At 39.8% G+C, this 21705-nt stretch carries 21 protein-coding genes; 3 read left to right on the top strand and 18 right to left on the bottom strand.

Features of this window, described 5'->3' with window-relative positions:
• From G3O08_RS11105 to G3O08_RS11170, 14 genes are all read right to left on the bottom strand, one after another.
• Complete coding sequence (locus tag G3O08_RS11105) at positions 1 to 909, bottom strand: SGNH/GDSL hydrolase family protein (protein WP_163285443.1); 909 nt, start codon at positions 907 to 909, stop codon at positions 1 to 3.
• A complete protein-coding gene (locus tag G3O08_RS21500) occupies positions 887 to 2224 on the bottom strand; it encodes an O-antigen ligase family protein (protein WP_163285444.1) in 1338 nt (445 codons plus the stop codon). The genes G3O08_RS11105 and G3O08_RS21500 overlap by 23 nt, the downstream gene beginning before the upstream one ends.
• A 6-nt stretch (positions 2225 to 2230) precedes the next feature.
• Positions 2231 to 3418, bottom strand: a complete 1188-nt coding sequence (locus G3O08_RS11115; protein ID WP_163285445.1) for a glycosyltransferase family 4 protein — start codon at positions 3416 to 3418, stop codon at positions 2231 to 2233.
• Positions 3409 to 4587: a glycosyltransferase family 4 protein gene (locus G3O08_RS11120; protein WP_163285446.1), complete on the bottom strand. Its 1179-nt coding sequence runs from the start codon at positions 4585 to 4587 to the stop codon at positions 3409 to 3411. The genes G3O08_RS11115 and G3O08_RS11120 overlap by 10 nt, the downstream gene beginning before the upstream one ends.
• Positions 4587 to 5699 carry a non-hydrolyzing UDP-N-acetylglucosamine 2-epimerase gene (gene wecB / locus G3O08_RS11125; RefSeq protein WP_163285447.1) on the bottom strand — a complete coding sequence of 371 codons (1113 nt, stop codon included), beginning with the start codon at positions 5697 to 5699 and terminating at the stop codon, positions 4587 to 4589. The genes G3O08_RS11120 and wecB overlap by 1 nt, the downstream gene beginning before the upstream one ends.
• Positions 5689 to 6930 (bottom strand): glycosyltransferase family protein, encoded by a 1242-nt coding sequence (locus G3O08_RS11130; RefSeq protein ID WP_163285448.1) that lies wholly within the window; start codon positions 6928 to 6930, stop codon positions 5689 to 5691. The genes wecB and G3O08_RS11130 overlap by 11 nt, the downstream gene beginning before the upstream one ends.
• Before the next feature lies 1 nt (position 6931).
• The gene (locus G3O08_RS11135) at positions 6932 to 7348 is read right to left on the bottom strand and encodes an adenylyltransferase/cytidyltransferase family protein (RefSeq protein ID WP_163285449.1); all 417 of its coding nucleotides are present in this window, start codon (positions 7346 to 7348) and stop codon (positions 6932 to 6934) included.
• Positions 7345 to 8262 (bottom strand): NAD-dependent epimerase/dehydratase family protein, encoded by a 918-nt coding sequence (locus tag G3O08_RS11140; protein ID WP_163285450.1) that lies wholly within the window; start codon positions 8260 to 8262, stop codon positions 7345 to 7347. Before G3O08_RS11140 ends, G3O08_RS11135 begins: the two co-directional genes overlap by 4 nt.
• Entirely contained in the window at positions 8259 to 8774 is a 516-nt protein-coding gene (locus G3O08_RS11145; protein WP_163285451.1) for an SIS domain-containing protein, read from the bottom strand. The genes G3O08_RS11140 and G3O08_RS11145 overlap by 4 nt, the downstream gene beginning before the upstream one ends.
• Entirely contained in the window at positions 8755 to 9648 is an 894-nt protein-coding gene (locus tag G3O08_RS11150; protein WP_163285452.1) for a PfkB family carbohydrate kinase, read from the bottom strand. Before G3O08_RS11150 ends, G3O08_RS11145 begins: the two co-directional genes overlap by 20 nt.
• A 109-nt stretch (positions 9649 to 9757) precedes the next feature.
• Complete coding sequence (locus G3O08_RS11155) at positions 9758 to 10765, bottom strand: glycosyltransferase family protein (RefSeq protein ID WP_163285453.1); 1008 nt, start codon at positions 10763 to 10765, stop codon at positions 9758 to 9760.
• A complete protein-coding gene (locus tag G3O08_RS11160) occupies positions 10758 to 11750 on the bottom strand; it encodes a glycosyltransferase (protein ID WP_163285454.1) in 993 nt (330 codons plus the stop codon). Before G3O08_RS11160 ends, G3O08_RS11155 begins: the two co-directional genes overlap by 8 nt.
• 175 nt (positions 11751 to 11925) lie before the next feature.
• Positions 11926 to 12984 carry a glycosyltransferase family 2 protein gene (locus G3O08_RS11165; protein WP_163285455.1) on the bottom strand — a complete coding sequence of 353 codons (1059 nt, stop codon included), beginning with the start codon at positions 12982 to 12984 and terminating at the stop codon, positions 11926 to 11928.
• Positions 12985 to 13016: 32 nt separating this feature from the next.
• Complete coding sequence (locus G3O08_RS11170; RefSeq protein WP_163285456.1) at positions 13017 to 13976, bottom strand: glycosyltransferase family 2 protein; 960 nt, start codon at positions 13974 to 13976, stop codon at positions 13017 to 13019.
• A 16-nt stretch (positions 13977 to 13992) separates the two neighbouring features.
• Between G3O08_RS11170 and G3O08_RS11175 the strand changes: the two genes are divergently transcribed.
• The 3 genes from G3O08_RS11175 to G3O08_RS11185 are packed head-to-tail and all read left to right on the top strand — an operon-like array spanning position 13993 to position 16629.
• Complete coding sequence (locus G3O08_RS11175) at positions 13993 to 14667, top strand: sulfotransferase (RefSeq protein ID WP_163285457.1); 675 nt, start codon at positions 13993 to 13995, stop codon at positions 14665 to 14667.
• Positions 14664 to 15740, top strand: coding sequence for a DegT/DnrJ/EryC1/StrS family aminotransferase (locus G3O08_RS11180; protein WP_163285458.1), 1077 nt, complete (start codon positions 14664 to 14666; stop codon positions 15738 to 15740). The genes G3O08_RS11175 and G3O08_RS11180 overlap by 4 nt, the downstream gene beginning before the upstream one ends.
• Positions 15715 to 16629 (top strand): glycosyltransferase, encoded by a 915-nt coding sequence (locus G3O08_RS11185; protein ID WP_163285459.1) that lies wholly within the window; start codon positions 15715 to 15717, stop codon positions 16627 to 16629. Before G3O08_RS11180 ends, G3O08_RS11185 begins: the two co-directional genes overlap by 26 nt.
• 40 nt (positions 16630 to 16669) lie before the next feature.
• On the opposite strand, the gene G3O08_RS11190 is transcribed toward G3O08_RS11185, so the two are convergent.
• From G3O08_RS11190 to G3O08_RS11205, 4 genes are read right to left on the bottom strand one after another with little or no spacing between them, the layout of a single operon-like run.
• A complete protein-coding gene (locus G3O08_RS11190; RefSeq protein ID WP_163285460.1) occupies positions 16670 to 17242 on the bottom strand; it encodes an acyltransferase in 573 nt (190 codons plus the stop codon).
• 12 nt (positions 17243 to 17254) lie between these two features.
• Positions 17255 to 18457, bottom strand: a complete 1203-nt coding sequence (locus G3O08_RS11195) for an ABC transporter ATP-binding protein (RefSeq protein ID WP_163285461.1) — start codon at positions 18455 to 18457, stop codon at positions 17255 to 17257.
• Positions 18457 to 19323: an ABC transporter permease gene (locus G3O08_RS11200; RefSeq protein ID WP_163285462.1), complete on the bottom strand. Its 867-nt coding sequence runs from the start codon at positions 19321 to 19323 to the stop codon at positions 18457 to 18459. The genes G3O08_RS11195 and G3O08_RS11200 overlap by 1 nt, the downstream gene beginning before the upstream one ends.
• Positions 19323 to 21689, bottom strand: coding sequence for a polysaccharide biosynthesis tyrosine autokinase (locus tag G3O08_RS11205; RefSeq protein WP_163285463.1), 2367 nt, complete (start codon positions 21687 to 21689; stop codon positions 19323 to 19325). The genes G3O08_RS11200 and G3O08_RS11205 overlap by 1 nt, the downstream gene beginning before the upstream one ends.
• Positions 21690 to 21705 lie beyond the last annotated feature (16 nt).

Genomic DNA, 21705 nt, shown 5'->3' on the forward strand with positions numbered 1-21705 from the left:
CTAATTCTTCAATAGTTTACGTATTTCGGGTAAAATGGCATTTTCGATTTTTACCAATCCGGATGGTTTTGGATGAATTTCATCACGGTAGTCATCAAGCTCAAAACCCGAATCAAGCCCCGAAATTACAGCTATATTATTCTGTTTTAGGAAATCTTCGAGCTGCATTCCCATTTCTGAAAAGGTTTGGTTTTCAAACTCATTTTTATCAGCATGATGATAAACCAATAATGGAATATGATGGGTTGATGCGTAATTTACAAAATCGCCCCATCCTTTATCGTGCTCGTATTTATTTGGCTTTCCGCCTTTTACAACACCCAGTTTATCCCAATTTACGGTATCAAACATTCGGGTGTAAGCCCAATATAGTGCATCACTAATAGCGAGTGAAGGATTTTTTTCGGGATAGTAAGGTGTATTTCCCACCACATTCTCAAAAGTCATTTGATCTTGCCAGTCATGGCTGCTAAAGAGCAGCACGATTGCTTCTGCATCGTAATCGCCATGCTCTTGCATCCATGCAAATGCATTGTCGGGCCCCCAGCTTCCTGCCGAAATATTTAAGACCTGATAATCGCTTCCGTCGCTGTTCAAATCTTTTTCGAGTAATGTGCTCGTCAGTTCAGATTGATCTGTGCCAACACCACCATTGAGCACAGAATCACCAAATTTGAGAATTTTTACCGCGTTGGGACGCAATTCATCACTGCGCATGCCTTCGCTATTTATGTAAATATAATTCCCAAAGCGGGTCATTTCCTGATTGGGTTTTAAGGCATATTCATAATTTAGCGATACATTGTAACGGGGAATTTCTCCAAAGCCCAACAATAGTCGCAGCGCTATCTCTATTGCCAGAAGGCTAAGGACAACAATGACAATATTACGCCAGAATCGCTTGCTCATCGGGAGTTTGAAGTGAAGTTAGTTCGCCACGAATATAAAGTTGAAACAGTGGATCGGTCATCATAGTAATAATCATAACGAGCATAATAGTATATGGATTTAGCGAAGCTGCCAACCAAGGTTCGAGCATAATGCTAAACATTACCATCCACAAAATCGGGAAAGCGACGCTAAGATTTTTTGATGCTTTAATAAAGAGTAAAATGAGAGCGCGAAGAAATAAGGTAAGGCCAATAACCCCGGCATTAAGCCAAATTATAAGGTAGGTGTTATGGACTCCACCCTGATGACCAAGATCGCTTAGAAACTCTTGATTTTTGTTCATCAGCCATTCGTCAAAAGCAAAACCTCTGCCCAGCCAGAAATTATCTTGAATGGCATCCCAGGCAAAGTTCCATGCTATATATCTTCCCGAGCCACCTGCAAGCGTTTCAATTCTGAAAAAATCTGACAAACCGATAGCTTCAACTATTGCAACCAAATTTTGGGTAACAAGCTCTGTGGCAAATAATACGGAGAGGAAGAAAATAAAACCCAAAAATGGTGATAACCGGTAAAACCGGGTCATAATAAAAAACATGGCCACTGCGATCACGGCAGTACGCGATCCAGAAAGCACCATGGCTAAAAGGATGGTAATAAAAATCCAGCGCAAATCAGCTTTTGAGAAAAGCTCTTTAAAATATTCGCGGCTCACATAGGCGAGTCCAAAAATCAAAATCGTGAATATTCCAAGACCATTCGGATTACCGAAAACAGCTCTAAACCTGCCATGGTGGGAAAAAGCGAAATTGTAATCTACAAATTGCACGAGGTATCCAAAAACGATTAAAAAGATTCCGAAAAAGATGAAGTCTTTAACGATTGCAGGACCACGATCTGAAATGGATTTTAAAAATAATTGGGGTACAGTGTAAAGCAATAAAACATATGATAGGGTTTTTTGGAAACCTGTAAAAATATAAGGTGAAAATGCAAGCGAAATCAAGGCAACACCGATAAATGGAAGAAAATACATTAGAAGTGGATTGACCGGTGGAAATTTTCTGCGATCGAGAATGGCTATAACTGCGAGAATAACGATGTATGCATTCTTAAAAACTTTAGCAAAATCAGTAGCCGAGCCCAGATTGTCGCTTAAAATAAGGATATAAAAGAAGCCGAGAAGAATTTCAAAATACATGCCTTTGCGCCAAAGAAGCAATATACTTAACCCACCAACGGCAAAAAAAGCGGGCACACTAAAGGATCCAACGATATACCAGAGACCGAAAAGAAGTAAAACAACCTTATTTCTTGAAATGAATTCAACCACAGTTTCTTAGCTCGTTTTCTGATTTTCCTTTTCAAGTTGATTTATTGAATAAGTAACTCTTCTAATCGCTTCGAGCGTTTTATCGGCCACACTATCCCAACTGAACTTTTGATTAACCAATTTGATGCTTTCCATTCTGAGCTTCATTAGTTCATCTTCAGGCATTTCGGCCAGTTGACGTATCGCTTTTTGCAATAGCTTTTCGTTAGCTGGAGGAATTAGCCTTCCGTTAATATCTGAAATCATGTCGGGAATAGCACCTACTTTCGTAGAAATAACTGCCAGTCCACGCGCCATCGCCTCCAGAATTACATTTGGCATTCCTTCCGAATGGCTTGGTGCAATAAGCACCTGGCATTTATCAATAATACTTTTCAGCTCTTCCGAGTCGCGTATTTCTCCATGAAAATAATGGAAGTTGTTCGCTGTCGCCTTCGACTGGTAAACGGGACCAACCCAATGCATTTCGGTTTTCGTTTCCGCAAATACATCAGAGACTGCCATTAATTCTTTTACCCCTTTTCTACGTTCATCGCGACCAACAAAAATAAATTTCCTAACGTAGCTTTCCGGCTTTGGCTCGTTCACTATCCAATTGTCATCTACACCTGAACCAATTTCGATAATTTGATTTTCGGCAACGCCAATCTTTCGAATTATTTCAGTAATCTGTCCTCCGTATGAAAATACCACATTGGCATTTCTGTTATTAAAAACCACAGGTGGGCGAAGCATATACTGTTCAAGCCGGCCTTTGAGATTAGCCGATTTTTGAAACATTTCATAACCGTGAAATTTCACTCCTACAGGAGCTGAATGAAATCCTTTTTTCTTTCTCTCCAAAAGGCACCATGCTGAAAAACCTTTCGCATAAATGAAATCAAATTTTACCCATTCATCTTTTAGCGCTTCAAAGATAGCGCAAGAATACTGATAGGATTCACGCAGGTAATGTCCTGGCATTCGCATCCCTTTCGGGAAATGCAAACCCACAACACTCAGCATTCCCTCAGGCGCATTAAGCACTTCTTTTACAGTTCCTTCAGATGGTATTTCATCTGAATGATCAACCGCGTGAACAAGGGTGATTTTCACCCCCCGAGCTAAAAGCTTTTTTGCTAAATGATAGGAATGACGCTGCATTCCACCAGTAACGAAAGGACTTATACCATCTGTAAGCAGAGCTATATGCATAGAGTAAGTGTTTTTTTCGCCGCAGCATCCCAGGTATAATTCTGCATGACTTTTTGATGCCAGTTAGCAGCAATCAGTTTGCGACGCGTTTCGTCAGAGATGAGTTTCATCATTGCTGCATAAAAGTCATTTACATTGGGTTCCACAAGTTCACCATCGTCAGCACCCATTACGTCGTGCATGGGCACCTCGTTGGGGGCAATAACGGGCTTTTGCAAAAGTCCGTATTCAAATATTTTAACCGGCGAACCGTACCAATTGCTTTTTGGCATACAGCAAATATCCATTAATTCTATGTTGGCATACACCTCACGATGGGGTAAACTTCCTGTAAAAATAACTTTTTGAAACACATTGAGCGACTTTGCCAAAGCCTTCAAGTCGGGCAAAATAGCTCCATCGCCCACAATTAACAGACGAACATTCTTTTCTTCGGGTATTTTGGCAAATGCCTTAATCAAAACATCTACTCCGTGATACGGAAACATGGAGCCCACAAATCCCACAACAATTTCATTATCAATATTATAATCAACCCGCAATTTTTCATTTTTTTCTAAGGATAATTCTGCCGAGGCGGGATTAACTGAATTGGGAACAACCAGAATCTTTGATTCAGCTTCGGGAAGAATTTTTGAGAGATACTTTTTCAAGGCAGAACTCACAACCGAAATACCGTTAGAATGTATCAGAATTTCACGCTCCATTTTTCGTGCTTTCGCTAGAAAAAAGGAATCGCCTGAAAAAGAAATACGCTCCTCAGGGTAGGGAGCATTGATTTCAGCAATATGCTTAATGCCATATCTCTGGGCCGTTCTTATTCCTGAATTTTGAAGGTAGGCTACACGTTCGTAAATTATATCGGGCTTGAAAATTTCAATTTGTGATTCAAGAATTTTCTGCTGTTCTCTATCAAACCGCATAAGTGAAAAATCGCGTAGCGATTGCCATACAAAGCCCGGGATCAATTTTTTAGCAGTACCAAATTTACCTTTCCCGGTATTTTCGGCAGATTGGTATTCGCCCTGATCCAAATCGCCCGCAATAAATGTTCGAACTTCAATATCCATTCTACGCCATGCGGCAATCATCTCTCTAATATGGGTACCATACCCCGTTGGGGCATACATACTAAGCTGTGGATGAGGCGAATAATAGAGTATCTTCATTAAAAACCGTTGTTAAAAAAAGAATCAATTCTCGCCATAATTCGCTCTGTTGCTTTTCCGTCCCAATAGGCAGGCACCGATCCTTTCTTAAATCTTCCGGCCACAATATCGTCAATAAAAGGAGTTATTGCATTTACATCAAAAGGAAGCAAAACATTGGTGCCCACTTCTATTGTAGAAGGCCTTTCGGTATTTGGTCTTAGCGTAAGGCAGGGCTTTTGCAAAAAGGTGGTTTCCTCCTGAATACCGCCACTATCGGTTAGCACAAACGCACAATCAGCTACGAGCTTTTGAAAATCAAGATAGCCAAGTGGCTCAGTTAAAATTAAATTTTCAATTTGATCAAGTTCAGCATTCAAGCCCATTTCAGTTATTTTATTTCGCGTACGCGGATGGATGGGGAATACGAGCTGCATATACGAAGCAGCAGCTTTTAAAACGCTGATCAGCTTGTGCACTCCTTCCGAAGTATCCACATTCGATGGACGGTGGAGGGTCACTAGAGCAAATTTGCCAGTTGCAAGATTCAGATCCTTTAGAATTATCGATTCCGAAATGTCATCCTTGAAAGCTACAAGCGTGTCTATCATGGTATTTCCCACAAATGCGATACCCGCTTCCGGTTTTTGCTCATTCCTAAGATGTTGAAGACCAGAATCTTCGGTAACAAAATGTAGGTCAGCCAGATTATCTGCCACTAAGCGATTGTGCTCCTCGGGCATATTACGGTCGAAGCTACGCAGACCACTTTCAAGGTGAGCAATCGGAATATCACATTTATTGGCTGCTATGGCTGCGGCCAAGGTTGAATTTACATCTCCAACAACGATTACCAAAGCCGGATTAGAATTTAGAAACAAGTCGGTAAGAGCCGTAAGGATATCTGCAATTTGTTTTGCGGGATGGTTGGGTTGAATGTCTAAAAAAACATCGGGGCGCAATTGAAACTGATCGAAGAACACATTTGCCATTTTCTCATCGTAGTGCTGGCCGGTATGAACTATTTTTATGGTAAGGTGATCATAATTTTTTGCCACACGCTTAAACTGGGTAACTTTTATAAAGTTTGGGCGCGTGCCAACTACGATCCATATTTCTTTTTTATTCTCCAATCTCTATACTTCCTTTTTCTTCTAAAATTCCTACCAGTTCATTCGTAATCTTGTCTAAGCGGTGGTTTTCAATCCAGGTAAGGTCTGGTTTAAATTTAGAAAGACGTTTTAGCGCAGGTTCAAATTCTGTTTCTAATTTATCTAATGCTACGAATGTACCAAGACCTTTTTGAATAATCTGCTCACTAAGCGTTCCGGCATATCCCACTGCAATTATAGGTTTACCTGTAGCGGCAAATTCCAGAATTTTGGTTGGAAAACCATCTTTCAATCCTTCGGGAATAAGCAGTATTAAATTTTTAGTTTGCTGAATTCGATTGAAAAAATCTTTAACGGGTATTGCATTTCGAACTTTCATGTCTCCCCTGCTATTTAAAAGCCTCTTCGGAACTTCCGACTTGCTGTAAACTTCTATTCTCAACCTTTTATCGGCTGAAAATCTGAAAAGGAATGCCAAAAGTGGCTCAAATCCTTTGTAAAGATTTCCACCATATATTAAGTCAAGTTCAGGCTTTAACTTCTTATCAATCTGAATATCGTCCTGATCCCAGCCATGCGGAAGCAATCGAAATTTTGATTTTTTCGCTGGATACCTATTCTTAAAACCGTCCACCACCAATTGCCACGGTGACACAATTTTATCATATTCGCCAACTATGAAATTTTCTTTTGCTTTTTCTGCCTCAAGTGCCTTTGTTCGCAAATTTCCATAGCCATAAAAATCACCATCCAGCCAGGGATCCCGAAAATCTGCGATAAACTGAATCTCCGGATATTTGCTTCTAATTTTAGCGGCATAAAAAACCAAATTAACCGGTGGACTCGAAACAATAAGTGCGTGCGGATTAAACGCAGTTAGCCTCTCTTCCAGAATTTCCAGAAAAGCCTTTTCATCGTAAAGAGCTCTATCGTATGGAGTTCCATCTGCTTTAAGCATTGCTTTAGTTAGCGACCAGCGGTAGCTTAGCTTCTGAAAAATATTACTTGGAGTTTTAGATAAAATAGCCGGATACTTGTTGCGATAATGGTATTGCTTGATCTCCTTTGCATCATCCAACCACAATTGTGACGATGATTCGGGAAGCTTCGCAGAAATCACTTCAATTTCTACACCTTTTCGCTTTAAATACTTAGCAAACTTGGCCCACCGCCTACCACCAATTCCATCGGCCGGCGGAAAGGTGTGCGATACAATCAAAACACGCTTTTGTATATCGCCGGGTCTTTGCAAATCAGATGTTTTTAAGTCTTTCCGCCACTTTGGTTAATATCGCGGTGGTACTATACCCGTGGCTTCTGTCGAGATAGTGAATTTTTGGGATAGCTTCTCCAGCTGTTATTGGCTTACCGCGGTAATCGTCGCCGAGAAAGCGAATATCGAAACTTCCCTTTTTCATCAAATCAGTAAGCTCGTCTTCACTGGTGTAAAATTTCACTTCATCAACATATTTAATTGACGAGATAATCATTTTTCGTTCTTCAGCTGAAAAAACCGGTTTCCGTTTTCCGGGATTAATTTTCTCATCGAAATTATCAGCCGTGTTAATCGCTACGGTCAAATGGTCGCAATTTGCAGCGCACTCTTGTAGCATAAGCACATGCCCGGGATGATAAAAGTCAAAGACGCCACAAGCAAATCCACGTATCATTTTATACTTTCTTTTATAAAAGTCTCAAGATCGTGCTTTGGAGTCCAGCCTAATATGCTTTTCGCTTTTGTAACATCGGCAAAGGTAATTTCTGCTTCGCCATCCCTTTTGGGAATAAACTCGCATTTGTCAGAAATAAGTTTTGCCAGATCAAGCACCGACATGGTATTTGAGTGACCAATATTAAATGCGGTATTCAACTTTTCTGCATGAATTGCAGCCATATAATTCGCTCTCGCCAAATCTCTTACATGAATAAAATCGCGCTTTTGAGATCCGTCTCCAGTGATTAATAGCGGCTGGTTGTTTTTTGCCCGATCCAGAAAAATTCCGATAACGCTGCTATAAGCATTAAACTTATTATCAGGATTAAAGCTACGCGGGCCATAAGGATTAAAATACCGCAAATGCACAAAATCAAGCGGATAGCGCGTAGCGAGCATCTCAAAATATTTTTCTACTTCGTATTTTTGGAATGCATAAGGGCTAAGACATTCAATACGCTCATTTTCGGGTGTTGGAATTATTTTTGGTGTGCCGTATATGGCGCTCGACGAGCTATTTACAATTCTCGGAAAATGATTTTCGGCAATCATAATCTCAATGAGGTGCATGCTGCTCATGAGATTGGCATGAATATGCTCGTTAATCAACTCAAAGCTCGGCTGTATTCGCGGAAGCGCCGCCAAGTGAAAAACACACTCGTATTTTTTGAGTGATTTTAAATTAAAAAGCGTGTCTTCCACAAATTCAAATTGATTGTGGCCGAGCTGGAGCTCAATATTCTTTTTGTTTCCGGTACTTAAATCGTCAATTCCTGTGATTTGCCAATCTGTTGTTTCAAGCAGAAAATCGAGCAGGTTGCTTCCAATAAATCCCGCTACACCGGTTATTAATACGTTTTTAATTTTCATACCAGTTCGTCGAGTATTGCGTGAAGAATTACTTGATGAAAACATTCTACTATACCGTAATTTCTGCCGGGTGTGTTAAAATTGATGTCGCCAAGTTTTGAGAGCGAGTTTTCTGATTCAAAACCACTTAGGGTCACAACCTTTCCACCATTATTGCGGTGTTTATTTACTGCGTTGAGAATACTTGCCGATTCGCCTGATGAGCTAATTGCGACAAGAATATCGCCCGGTTGGAAAGAGAAGTTAACCCACTCAGCCATGGCACTCTCGTATCCATAATCATTTGCAAAACAAGTAATTAAGGCAGCATCGGTAAAACTAAGGGTTTGCTTGGAAGCTATTTTCATATAATCTTCCATCATATGGCTACATATCGCATTGCTGCCTCCATTCCCGATAAAAATCACTCGTTTTGCAGGTTTTATCATATGGACGGCTTCTGAAATTCCATTTCGGATACTTTCAGAGGCAAAATATTCGGCGAAAGCCTTATTATACAAATCTATCTGCATGCGCTTTCAATTTTTCTTTAGTTACTTCCTCCTGATTGCACAGCCAGGTACACGACAAGCTGGCGGCCAGTGAAGGAACAAGCATTACATTGTCAATTTCCTTATAGTTTAATTCTGCTCCAAGGGCTGCAAAAGCATAAAAAGTATCGCCGGCACCGATGGTATCCATTACAGGCCCTTTAAAAACCCGCTGATGTACATAATTTTTTCCATCGAAATAGACTGACCCTCTTGCTCCCAAAGTTAAGAAAAGCTTATCGGCCTGGAGCTCATAATTATACAAATTAGCAATAGCCGTGCGCTCACTAAAATCGGTTTTTGAATTTACTTGCAGACTCGCTTCGCGCAAATCCATGCAGGCACTCTTCTTTTCCCAATCTTTCCACTTACTCATTCGGTTATAACCAAAATTGTTGCTATTGGTCTGTGTCATAAAATGAAACTTTCCGTTAACTTTTAGTTTATCGCAAAAACCATGGCCAAAATCGGCAACGATAACCACATCATAGCCTGCAGAATCTATCTCAACCTCTCCAAAATTCCTGCTGTCAAATTTATTAATCTCAACGTGTTTCTTTTTGTCGTCTTTGTCTATCAGCCTCGTTTTTACAATCTCACCCTTCTTATTGGTAACAAGATCGACCTTTTCGACAAAATCTTCAAGGTGCTTAGCAATTGCCGCGGCACCGCCAAGCTGCTGCTCTTTTCCTCCGTCCGCATTCGTGTACCGAAATACCGGACAAAACGATTTCATGCTCTGACCTTCGTATTCAACTTCAATAAATTCATCTATAATTGTTTCGCCAATTACACAGACTTTCATGTCTTTAACTTGATGAATAAAACTTTCTATTTCACTTTTAATATTGGTCATTCCTTGTATCACTGAATTACAAACCTCATTATCTGGAGATTATATTTTATTGCTTTCCGCGAAATAAATAACTTCGGGATAAATAAATTAAAAATTTATGCTCTACTGGTTATAAATTTCCCGAAGCAGCAAAGTTCTCAATTTCCTGCATATTTAAAGCATAGTTTAATGATTGTGAGGTTAGATTTTTGCGAAAGCGCACCGTATCCATTAATCCTTTAACTGGGGGCGACCCTTTGAAAATGATTAAAACGGGTGTTTTAACGTAGGCACCCAGATGAACTGCACCGGAATGCTGTGTAATGATTAATCTGGCATTCGCACAATATTTCAGCGTATCGGCATTATCTGAAGATACCTTGAGTTCAATATTTCCTCCTGAATTTACAACTGCGCTAAAAGATGGATGGCCCACCAGCAAAACCTTATCAAAATAGGGAGATACACGGCGTGCAATTTCTTCGTAATCCCATGACTCACCATTGTTAGGAGTAACTTTGCCTCCTTTTTTTCGAGGAAAAATTACGCATATATTCTCTTTAGATTTTCCATACACTTTTGAAAGATCATAAATACTCTGCTTCCCTTCGAGTTGCCAATTTCGAAAAACATACCAATACATATTGTTTTGCGAGATGTCCAGAATGGGCTTCCCTTCTGCTCTTGCCACGGCTTTAAAACCTTCAACAATTCCCCTGAATCGTTCAGGAAGAATGGTGGCGTTGGCATTGGGTGCTGATTCTGCAAAAAAATCGGGTAAAGGATACCATTTATAAATTATGGAATCACCATTTTCATCAATAAGAAATGGCTTATGAAGCTCCATTCCACAATAGTGAATCTTAACGCCTTTTTTATGCAAATGAACTAAAAACGGTAAGTTATGGAGTAAAAAATGACCAAACTCACCTTTAAACGGGCCGTAATAGCATTCCTTTTGCTGTAAAGCATTTTTATAAAAGCTCTTAATCTTTCTGTAAGACTGCCATATTATTAATCGGTAATGGAGTTTCCCCTTCCAGTTTAATCCTTGCATACCATAGGCTACAGTAGATGCGCCATCTGTCGAAATCAGAAATTCTTCTCTCGGGCTAAGCGATACAATTTCTTTAGGCATTTGGGAAAAGGGCATTTTTTACTGCATCGGGGCCGAACCGCTCTTTTACAGAATCAATTATTAATTCGGGATTGAACGTATTGTAGTTCTCAACCATATTAAGCATTTTTTCGGCTAGATCGTCGGCGTTATCCGGAACAAAAAAGGTTCCGTTCTGGTTATTGATGATTTCTGTCGGGCCGTCTATTCGCGAAGAAATTGCGGGGAGGCCGCGAGCCATTGCTTCTATGATTACTACGCCAAAAGTTTCGGCATGTGAACTTAAGACAAAGCAGTGCGATTCATCTAAAAGTTCGAGTATTCGTTTTCGTGATTGAAATCCGAGAATTTGACATTGATTTGAAATACCTAAATCTTTTGCTTGCTTTTTTAAGGATTCAAATAGTGCACCATCACCGGCTATTAGGAGTTTAAACTTAGTCTGGCCTTTAAATTTTTTGGCGAAAGCATCCAGAATAAGCTTTTGATTCTTGTTTTTATTGAGTAGCGCTACATTTATGAATTGAAAAGTATTTTCAGGTTTCTGAATGGCTGAAGGATCAATAAAAAAATCGTCAGTAATTACATTTGGACAATATTCAAAAGGGAGTTCAAAAAGGTGTGCCATTTTGTCCACATAGGCATCTGTAACTGCAAATCTGCGATCTGCATTCCTTACAAACTCTTTTTGAGTTGCCATAGAATCAAAAGAATTTGCACAAGGAAAGGCGTTTTTCGAAAGGAAAGAAGAATGTTCCATATACCACACAGGCAGTTCAAAAACGCTGCGAATGTAATTGGTTAAATAGCAATAATCAAAAACCCCATGGTGAAAAATAAGATCGGGCTTAGCATGCTTTTTAATGTAATTTTCAATAGCCTTCTGAGCATTGCGCAATAAATTAATCTTTCGCTGTTTTTCAGGAAAAGAGTACATTCTAAGCGGTAACTTATGAATGGTAAAGTTATCTATATGGTTGATATCCAGTCTTTTTCTGAATTTCAAGAACTTGGATTTATTGAAAAGTCTGGCTGCAAAGTTGCCAAAGGTTACTTCGCTCGAAAGCAAAATTGCACATTTATATCCCCTTGATTGAAGGGCAAGCATTTGTAATTCTACGAAAGTGCCTGCAGAGGATTCACTGGTGGGAAACCAGGAGGATATAAAAAGAATGTGCGGCCTAGTTTCTTGCATAATCGCTAAGCTTAACCCTGCAGGAGAAGTTAACAGGAGAAAAAATATAATCTCCCAAATTTTTACGAAAGCTCTTTTCTAAATATCGTTGAAGAAAACCCAGACGATTGTACATCATATTATGCTTAAACCGCAAATAGCTATAACCGACACCGTATTTGTTTTTATCAACCAAACCCAGGTCATAGGTCTGCTTCCACATTTCCAAGGCTTCCTTCAAAGCATTTTTACCAAGTGTTTTAGTATGCCAGCGCATCATTTGTGCAATGTCTAAAATATATCTGGCGAGCAACAAACGTTCTTTTTTACCAAGTTTTTCGGCACCGGCTAATAGATCAGCGTGTCGCAGTATCATTTGAAATCGCTGGCGAAAATGGTCTACCGATTGGGAAGATTTTCGCGGCAAACTTTCAGTGTTTTGCCGATAAAAAATATCAGGGCTCTTGTGTATATATCGATACTTAAAGCCTACTATTAAAGCTCTTACATGCAAATCATAATCTTGCTGGCTATGCAAGCTCAAATCAAAACACCCCAATGACTCTAGGGTTGACTTCCTCCAGATGGGGCCTGAAATAAGCCAAACCACATCGCGATCAAGAAAACGATGTAAATCTGGTGTTGATGTAGGGATATTTGAAATAAAATCAGAATCACCAATTGTATCATTAAAAATACCCATTGGATAAACGATAAAATCTAAATCCGGATTGGCTTCAAAATCGCGGTTACGATCCATCAAACAGTTTTCCATCATCAAATCATCACTGTCGAGAAAAATGATCAGCTCTGATTTTGACTGTTCAATTCCCAGATTACGTGATGCATTGCCACCTTTTATTCCTGTTGTATTTTTTAGAAACAAACACCGCTCGTCGCCATCAGCCGATTCAATTGCTTTTTCAAAACTGCCGTCTGTAGATCCATCATCTATAAAAATAAATTCCCAATCCTCAAATGACTGATTCAAAACCGACTGTACGCATTGAATTACGGCATCGCCTTTATTATAATTGGGAGTAATAACAGTAAGTTTTGGATTCAAATCCAGATAGCATTTTTTATGAGGTTGCAAAGCTATTCATAAAAATCAAAACTCTGTTTAACAGTTAAGTGGAAAATCAAGTTTCTGAAGTACTTTACTCTGGGATCTTTTAGTAGTGCAGGGTCTATTCGCCAAAGTTTTATTAAAAGAGAAATATCCGAACGCTTTTTTGTAAGCATATCTTTATCGCTCAAGTTATTGAGTTCATAATGGTATTTAAGTAAAACTTTGGTGAGTATCTCTTTCACATCCTCACCCCTATTTTCTCTCACAGCCCAGTGCAACAAGGCAATACATAAATTTACCCTCGACCTTTTGAGACGTTCAATATCTCTACTGCTATTGTCGCGGTGAAACCGTCTTATCGCTACGGGTTGATGTATAATTCCGCCGAATAACTTGCATTTTAAGGAGAGCTTCGTCATCCACTCTGTATCTTGCGTAAGCCAAAGCGTGTTTGAGAAATACCCTATTTCATCAATGACTTTTCGCTTTACCGTTAAACCTATCAAGGCAAAAAATCCGTCATTCCCAAAAGGACTATAGCTAAAAAAAACTTTATCCGGTATAGGATTAGTTCGGATCATGGTCAGACCGGAATTGTCTATTTCTCCATTCCAGTCTTCCGTTGCCCTCGCCTCATACACACCATCGGCATCTGCATGTTTTGAGAATAGCCTCTGCGTTTCCGCAAATCGATTCTCTTTCCAGTAATCATCTGCATCTAAAAAGGCGACATACTCTTGAGTCGCTGTTTTCAACCCAAGATTTCGCGCCGGCCCGGGACCGAGATTTGCACGTTTGGGATGGTGCAACACAATAATACGCTTGTCCTGTGAGGCAAATTCTTCGATAATATGGAGCGATTTGTCGGTACAACCGTCGTCAACGACAATACATTCCACCACTTCCTTCTGGATTAATACAGATTGCAAAGCCGCAGCAATAAATGCAGAAGCGTTATAAACTGGGATTATTACAGAAACTTTCAAGATATTTGAGCAGAATTTGGCAACAAAGATAAACGCATTGACAACTCCCCAAAATAAAGCTTTTAATCAGAAAGTTTTTTGCATTGGTCTTAATAAAACAGGAACTACTTCTCTGGAGCAATTTATGCGAGAAAATGGTTTTAAATGCGGAGATCAGGCTGAAGGAGAATTGCTTATTAATGCTTACACCGATAAGCGATGGGACGAGATAGTTTCATTTTGCAACTCGGCAGAATTTTTTCAAGATTTACCGTTTAGTGCGCCTAAAACAGCGGAAGTTTTACTTAAAAAATTCCCGGATGCCAAGTACATTCTTACCATTCGCGAAAGCGCTGAAGTCTGGTATAAATCAATTACTGAATTTCATAAAATCAAGTTTGGCAAAGCAGGAAACTTACCGACTAAAGCAGATTTAAACCGGGCGCTATACCGCTACAAAGGCTTTGCATGGGATGCCAATCGGGCGCTCTATGATTCTCCCGAAAAGGAACCATATCAAAAAGTCACTTTAATCAAAGCTTACGAAGATCACATCCACAACGTAAATCAGCTTTTTAAAGGAAAGCAGAATTTGCTTATCATTGATATCGGTAAACGTGATGCGGTACAGCACCTGAACGATTTTTTAGGTATCAAATCGAATTTAAACACAATGCCCTGGCTAAACAAAACATCTGAAGCGAAAAAATGATTCCGGCTACAAAACCATATTTGCCCGAAAGGGAAAAATACGATGCCCTTCTGAATGGAATCTGGGAGCGCAACTGGATTACAAATCATGGCCCGCTGGTACGAGAATTTGAAAAAAAGTTATCAGACCATCTTGATTTAGAACATGTTTCTTTTGTAAGTAGCGGCACCATGGCCTTGGAGCTTATGCTAAAAACGCTACCTGAAAATGGTGAAGTCATCACCTCCCCATTTTCTTATGTAGCTACTGCAAATGCAATTTCCTGGCAAGGACACACACCTGTTTTTGCTGATATCTTGCCCGGAAAACTGACCATTGATCCGCAGAAGGTACGCGAGAAAATCACTTCGGATACTCGTGCCATTCTCGCAACTCATATTTACGGAAATGCCTGCGAAATTGAAGATTTAGAGTCTATCGGCAAAGAATTTAACATTCCTGTTTTTTATGACGGAGCACATTGTTTTGGGAGTAAATACATTGGCAAATCTCTCTTAAATTACGGCGATATGGCGGCGCTAAGCACGCACGCCACAAAGATTTTTCACACAGTAAATGGCGGAGTAGTTGTATCTCAAAATGCAGCCCAGAAAACGAAAATTGACCTGATGCGGAATTTTGGCCACAACGGCTTGAATAATTTTGAAGAAATTGGAATAAATGGAAAAAACAGCGAGTTTCACGCCGCAATGGGTCTCGCTATTCTGGAAGATGCAGAAATGCTGTTGGAGAAGAGAAAAAAACAATCTGCGTATTATTTTAAAAATCTAATAGACAGCAATTTCGAATTGATTCAAATAAAAAATGAAGGCGAAACAAACGGCTCTTATTTTCCGTTAATTTGCAGGTCGAAACAAAAATCTGAAGATCTGATTGCCCTGGCAAATGAAGCAGGAATAGAACTAAGAAGGTATTTCAACCCTGCTTTGAATACGCTTAAGTTTCTGAATCAATCTTCATGTCCTGTTGCAGAAGATATTTCTGCAAGGATAATTTGCCTACCATTATACCACGATCTTAGCCAACTCGAACAGGACAAAATTTTAAATGAAATTAAAAAGTTCCATGGCTAATCCGCTTGTATCGGTAATCGTACTCACTTATAATCATGCGGCATTTATTGAGCAATGCCTCAGTTCAATTTTAGATCAGGAATCTGATTTTGATTTTGAAATAATCGTGAGTGATGATTCTTCAACAGATAGCACTTCTGCTAAGATCAACAAAATAAGTCAGATTGTTAGCCTGCTACATTCGCACGAAACCGAAAAAAACCTGGGTGCAGCCCGAAATTTTGAGTCAGCTTTCGCGAAATGTCGCGGTGAGTACATCGCATTTTGCGAAGGAGATGACTATTGGTGTGACCCAAAAAAGCTGGCGAAGCAAATCGAAATTTTAAAGAATGACTCGTCGGCCACATTGGTTTATGCCAATTATGGCAAAGTAGAAGAAAGCGGTAAACTGATTGAAGCATCGGTTCTAAATCCGCTCAAAAACTCCTTTGGGCTCCATGATTTTATCGATGGCCACGGCCCCACTATACACAGCATGGTGGTGCGAAGAGAAATTTTTCCTGCGAAATTTCCTTCAGCTTTTTTTCAGGTTGAAAATCCGGATGTTTTCATTATCGGGTGGGCGCTTACAAAGGGTCGGGGAGCGTACATTCCCGAAACACTCTCGATGTACCGCATCCACGAAAGTGGGATTTATGCTTCGAAAACCAGAACGGAAAAAAACTTGCTGCGCTACGCTACCCGGATGGAATTTTTTGGCACAATGCCACTTTCTTACCGCTCATTTTACCAAACTGCAATTACGAAATTTGAAGAGTCACTGGCACGGACTAATCGAAATGGTGATAAACGGTTGTTTGCAAAATACGTAAAGCTTTTACCTTTGGGAAGACGAGTAATCTTTGGTTTGAGACGCAATTACTACCGCGCAAGAACGAGAGGCAAATAATTATTAGAAGAGTAATTTGTAAGTGGGAATCGGCAAGTGGTTAGTCCGCGTCGTTAGATTTTCGCAGGTCTTCTTCCAATTTAAAGAGATCAGCTTTTCGCTCTTTTACCACTCGACATGGTTGGCCGGTAGCAATTACTTTTTCTGGAATATCCATTCCTACGAGTGCGTAAGCGCCAATTGCAGAACCCACTCCTACCGAAACGCCTGGCAAAATAGTAGCACAGGTACCTACTATAACGTGCTTATGAAGATGCACAGGTGCAGAAGCCACATTCTTATATTTTTCGGGAACAGTGGGGTTAGTAAGGGTAGCACCGCTATAATCATCTGAAGATGAATAGATAAAGACACGAGATGACAAACCTGAAAAATCATCCATTTTGATTTCCGCAGCTCCCATCAACCCACAAAAACAAGCAACATGAACATAATCACCAAGAATAATTCCATCATTCCCTGCCGAAAGAATGGCGAAATCGTCAATGCGTACATGACTACCAATAGAGATTTGGGATGAATTGTAAATAGAAGCTTTGTCAGAAATTTTCACGTCGGTTCCTAACTTTTTAAATCCCATTGCATTCAGCTGATCCTTATCTAAATATCCCATTTCAAGATTCTTTTATTTTACTGTAATGTTCCAGTTTAAATGTGGCAAAAAATGACTTTTCGCTTGTCCCATCCACGATTCAGGATTGCGCCCGGCAGCGGTAAATCCGAGTTTAAATAAATCATCAAAGCGATGCACCACGGTCTTCCTGTTTTCTAATAGCAAACAATTGATGCGATAAGTACTTTGGTTAAAAATATTTGCAGGAATCAAACACGAAAACAATGTCATATTTCCTTCTTTATTTGCTTTGAGTTCTGAATCCGAAATTTGAAAAGTAGATGTAGCTGCGAGAAAATCACCGGCTTCGCTCATCAATTGAAACGTAATGTCAAGCCTTTCTGCTTTTTGCACTGATTCTATTTCTACTTCTATTGCAATTGAATCTGAAGTGGAAAGTGGCTCTTCAAAGGTTTTTCCTTTAGCAACAATTCTGGCTGCCCGCAATTTATAATCGGCATTTCCGGGAGCAGATCCCGTGATCCACACTTTATTTCTATCAGACATTTGAGTGTCGTAGCCCATGTACCTGGAAATGGCTTTATCTATATCACCGTCATAAATAAGCTTGCCTTTTTCAAGCAATAAACAGCGGTTGCAAAGACTTTTTACAGAAGCCATATTGTGACTTACAAAGAGAATGGTCTTAGCACCATCTGCAGTGATTTCTAAAATTTTTTGAATGGCTTTTGATTGAAATTCAGCATCGCCAACTGCCAAAACTTCATCTATTATAATAATTTCGGAATCTAAAAAGGCTGCAACTGAAAACCCCAGCCGCACTTTCATTCCCGAAGAATAACGCTTTATGGGCGTATCAATAAACGCTTCACATCCCGAGAAACGCACTATTTCATCAAACTTAGATTTTATTTCGGCTTTACTCATTCCCAAAATTGCTCCATTGAGAAAGACATTTTCCCGACCGGTTAAATCGGGATGCATTCCGGTACCCACTTCCAGCAAGCTTGCAATTTTACCTTTGGCTCGAATAATTCCAGCAGTAGGCATGGTGATCTGCGAAAGCAACTTTAGCAAAGTAGATTTACCGGCTCCATTTTTTCCTATTATTCCAACTACCTCACCACGGTTTACTTCAAAACTCACATTTTGAAGTGCATCAATATTCTCGTTTTGGTTTTGCACACCAATGCCGCCATACTCACCAATTTGATACGACTTACCCAAATTTTCTATTTGAAGAACCTTGCTCATTAAATTGTATCAATAAAGTTTCGCTCAGTTTTTTCAAATAATTTCAGTCCTATCCAAAACAATAAAATGGCAAATAATGCACTGTACGCCAAAAACATACTATCAAAAACGCCCTGCCCCAGAAACGAATAGCGAACTGCTTCGATTATTGGAGCGAGTGGATTGAACAGCAAGGCATTAAAAAAACTTCCTTGGGCAATGCTAAGCGGATAGATAACCGGTGTAAGGTAAAAAATCACTTGAAGACCAGTGTCAATGACAAAGCGAAGATCGCGGTATTTAACTGTAAGCGCAGACAGTATAAGTCCACCTCCTAAGCCGAGTAAAGCAATAATCAGCAGGAAAACAGGAAGAGCTATCAGAAAAAGATTTGGACTTATTGCTCCCTGCACAAGGTAATAAATCCAGACGATAAAAAACAATGAAAACTGTATAGCCAGCTTAACCGCAGATGAGACCACGGCGGCAAAAGCAGCTATCATTCGCGGAAAATAAACCTTCCCAAAAATATGTTGGTTTGCGGTAAATACATCTGCTGATTTTTTTAGAATTGTTGCAAAAAATTCCCAAAAGGTCAATCCCGTAAGGTAAAACAATACAGCAGGAACACCATCGGTAGAAATACCGGCTAGTTTTCCAAAAACAAAATAAAAGATGGCTACTTTTAAAACAGGTTGGATAAGTAGCCAAAGTGGGCCCAAAATGGTTTGCTTATAAATTGTAACCAGGTCGCGCTTAACCAGCAGGGAAAGCAAATCGCGGTTATTGAAAAAATCTTTAAAATGGTTTCTGTTCGATGATTTTTTGGCATCGATTATTAAATCCCACGATTCATCTTGGTTTGCAGAAGAATCCGGCGTGCGCATTACTTCGTTTTATTAGATGTACCGTAGCCCTTTCCATACCCGTATCCATAACCATAACCGTAGTTATAACTGTACCTTCCGTAATAATATCTCCACTTTTGAAGCTTAACATTATTGAGAATTAGGGCAGTATGCATCAACTTATTCGACTCTACAATTTCTTCGAGGTGTCGCACTCCCGATCGTGTGGCTTTCTCGGTATTCATTACAAACATTCCGATATCAACGGCGCGCATAAGCACCATAGAGTCGGAAATGAGCATAAGAGGCGGCGTATCTATAATGATGTAATCGTAGATTTCTTTGAGTTTTGCCAACAATTCATCAACGCGAGGGCTCAGTACCAGTTCAGAAGCATTTGGTGGAACAGGGCCGGCCGTAATTACATCAATACTTGCCAGTTCTGATTTCTGAATGACCTCTTCGAGGGTACTTTTGCCAACAATAAAAGAAGAGAGGCCAATGTCGTTATTCAGTTCAAGCGATTGATGCACTTTTGGCTTGTGCATGTCAAAATCGAGCAATAACACCTTTTTATCCGCGCTGGCAATAATCGCTGCAGTATTGATGCTGCAAAAGGTTTTTCCTTCTCCCGGATGCAGCGATGTGAGTAAAATTGTTTGGCTGCCCTCCTGATCGCTGAAGTATTGCAAATTGGTACGAATACTCCTAAAAGATTCAGCAATATTAGATCTGGAATGCTTGGCCACAACCAACCTTTCGTCTCCGCCCTCGTTTGATTTGGGAACGCTGCCCAAAATGGGAAGATTTGTAATTTGTTTGAGTTCGCGTGTATTTTGAATACGGTCAAAAAAGAGCGACCTAACAAATGCCACAATCAGCGATAACAACAATCCGACTGCCAGAAAATAATAGACAATTTTCATTTTCTGCGGACCGATAACGCCAATGCTTCTGGCGACTTCTATTATTCCAACTTCTGGAACAATTGCTGCACGTGCAATAATTGTATTTGCTTTTTTCTCAAGCAAATAGACATACATTTTCTCGTTTACACTCAGATTTCGCTCTATGTTCAAAATCTCGCGTTCCGACTGTGGAAGCTTTCGCAAGAGATTTTCGTAATACGAAATTTCCTTATTCAGGTCTTTGACTCTATCGTCAATGGCTTTTCTCAAATTTTTGATGTAAACCATAATATTTGAGCGAAGCTGCTGAATGGTTTTAGCGATGCGCTCAGAGCCGGGGCTCACATCTTTTGCATCGTAGGCAGCTTGTGTGCGCTGCACTTCCATATTATAGAGCTCAGTGAGCGATGACTTTAGAAATTCATCATCGGTAATATAAAGAGCAGGCGGCAATAATCGCTCATCTGTTTTGGTAACCAAGTATTCTTCAAGAGATTCGAGGGTCTCGAGCTTTAAATTCTGCTGTCGCTTTTCGCCTTCATAAGAGAGAAGTTTTTGAAAAAATTCAGTTTGCTCACGCGATAAATCGAGAATATCCTTTTCTTTTTTATAAACTTCGAGATTCGTTTCTATCGAGTCGAGAATATGAGTTATTCCTATAAGCTGACGATCAATATAGCTAAGCGTATTTTCGTTTAGATGCACTTGCGACTGAATGGTATAATCGATATACGTATGTGAAAGTGTATCTAAAAACATTTTTGCTTTAGATGCCAAATTGTCTTTTACGGAGATAGCAAGAATACTCGTCCCCTCTTCATTCACAATTTCAAGTGCGGCCTTATACGAGCTGATTAAATAATTTTTGCTGTTAACAACAAATCGGTAATTATTGTCTTTCAGTTTTGTAAAAGTTTCATCGCTCAAGAATGTATTTCTGTCTAGTCTTAGCAAATATTCGTTTTCAACAATAGCCGTATTAAAAGGATGTGTTCGCTGTATGGTTTGACCTGCATGTTCAAACGATAGAACGAATGATTTCTTATCGAGAATTTTTACATCAAACGGCACCCCAAACAGCTCTCCGAGCGATTCCATAACCGTCACATCCACGCTAAAAGCATCAACTTGCTTTATTTCGGTGGTTTTGACCCTCCCTACTATATAATATGAAATTTGGAAATTGAGCTTATCAAGAGTTTTGGAAATAAGGTCGTGCGATTGCAAAACCCGAATTTGGTTTGTAATCTGATTTACTCCCCCGCTGTATCCCGTAAGGTTGCGGTATATTTGCGATTGATATTCGTAGCCGGTACCACTGCCGAGAAGAATCTCGGTTTTCGCCCCGTATTCATCGGCCATTCGGTGCACGTACAAATAGGCTGCGACCCCTGCAATGATTGGAAAAAGAAGAATGATAAGCCAATTCTTCGATAGAAATTTCCAAACGATCATTAGATCATCAACATCTACAATGCTGCTTTTCTTTTCTGCCATTCTCAAATTTGAAGAT

Source organism: Cryomorpha ignava (assembly GCF_010686655.1).
Lineage (GTDB): Bacteria > Bacteroidota > Bacteroidia > Flavobacteriales_D > Cryomorphaceae > Cryomorpha > Cryomorpha ignava.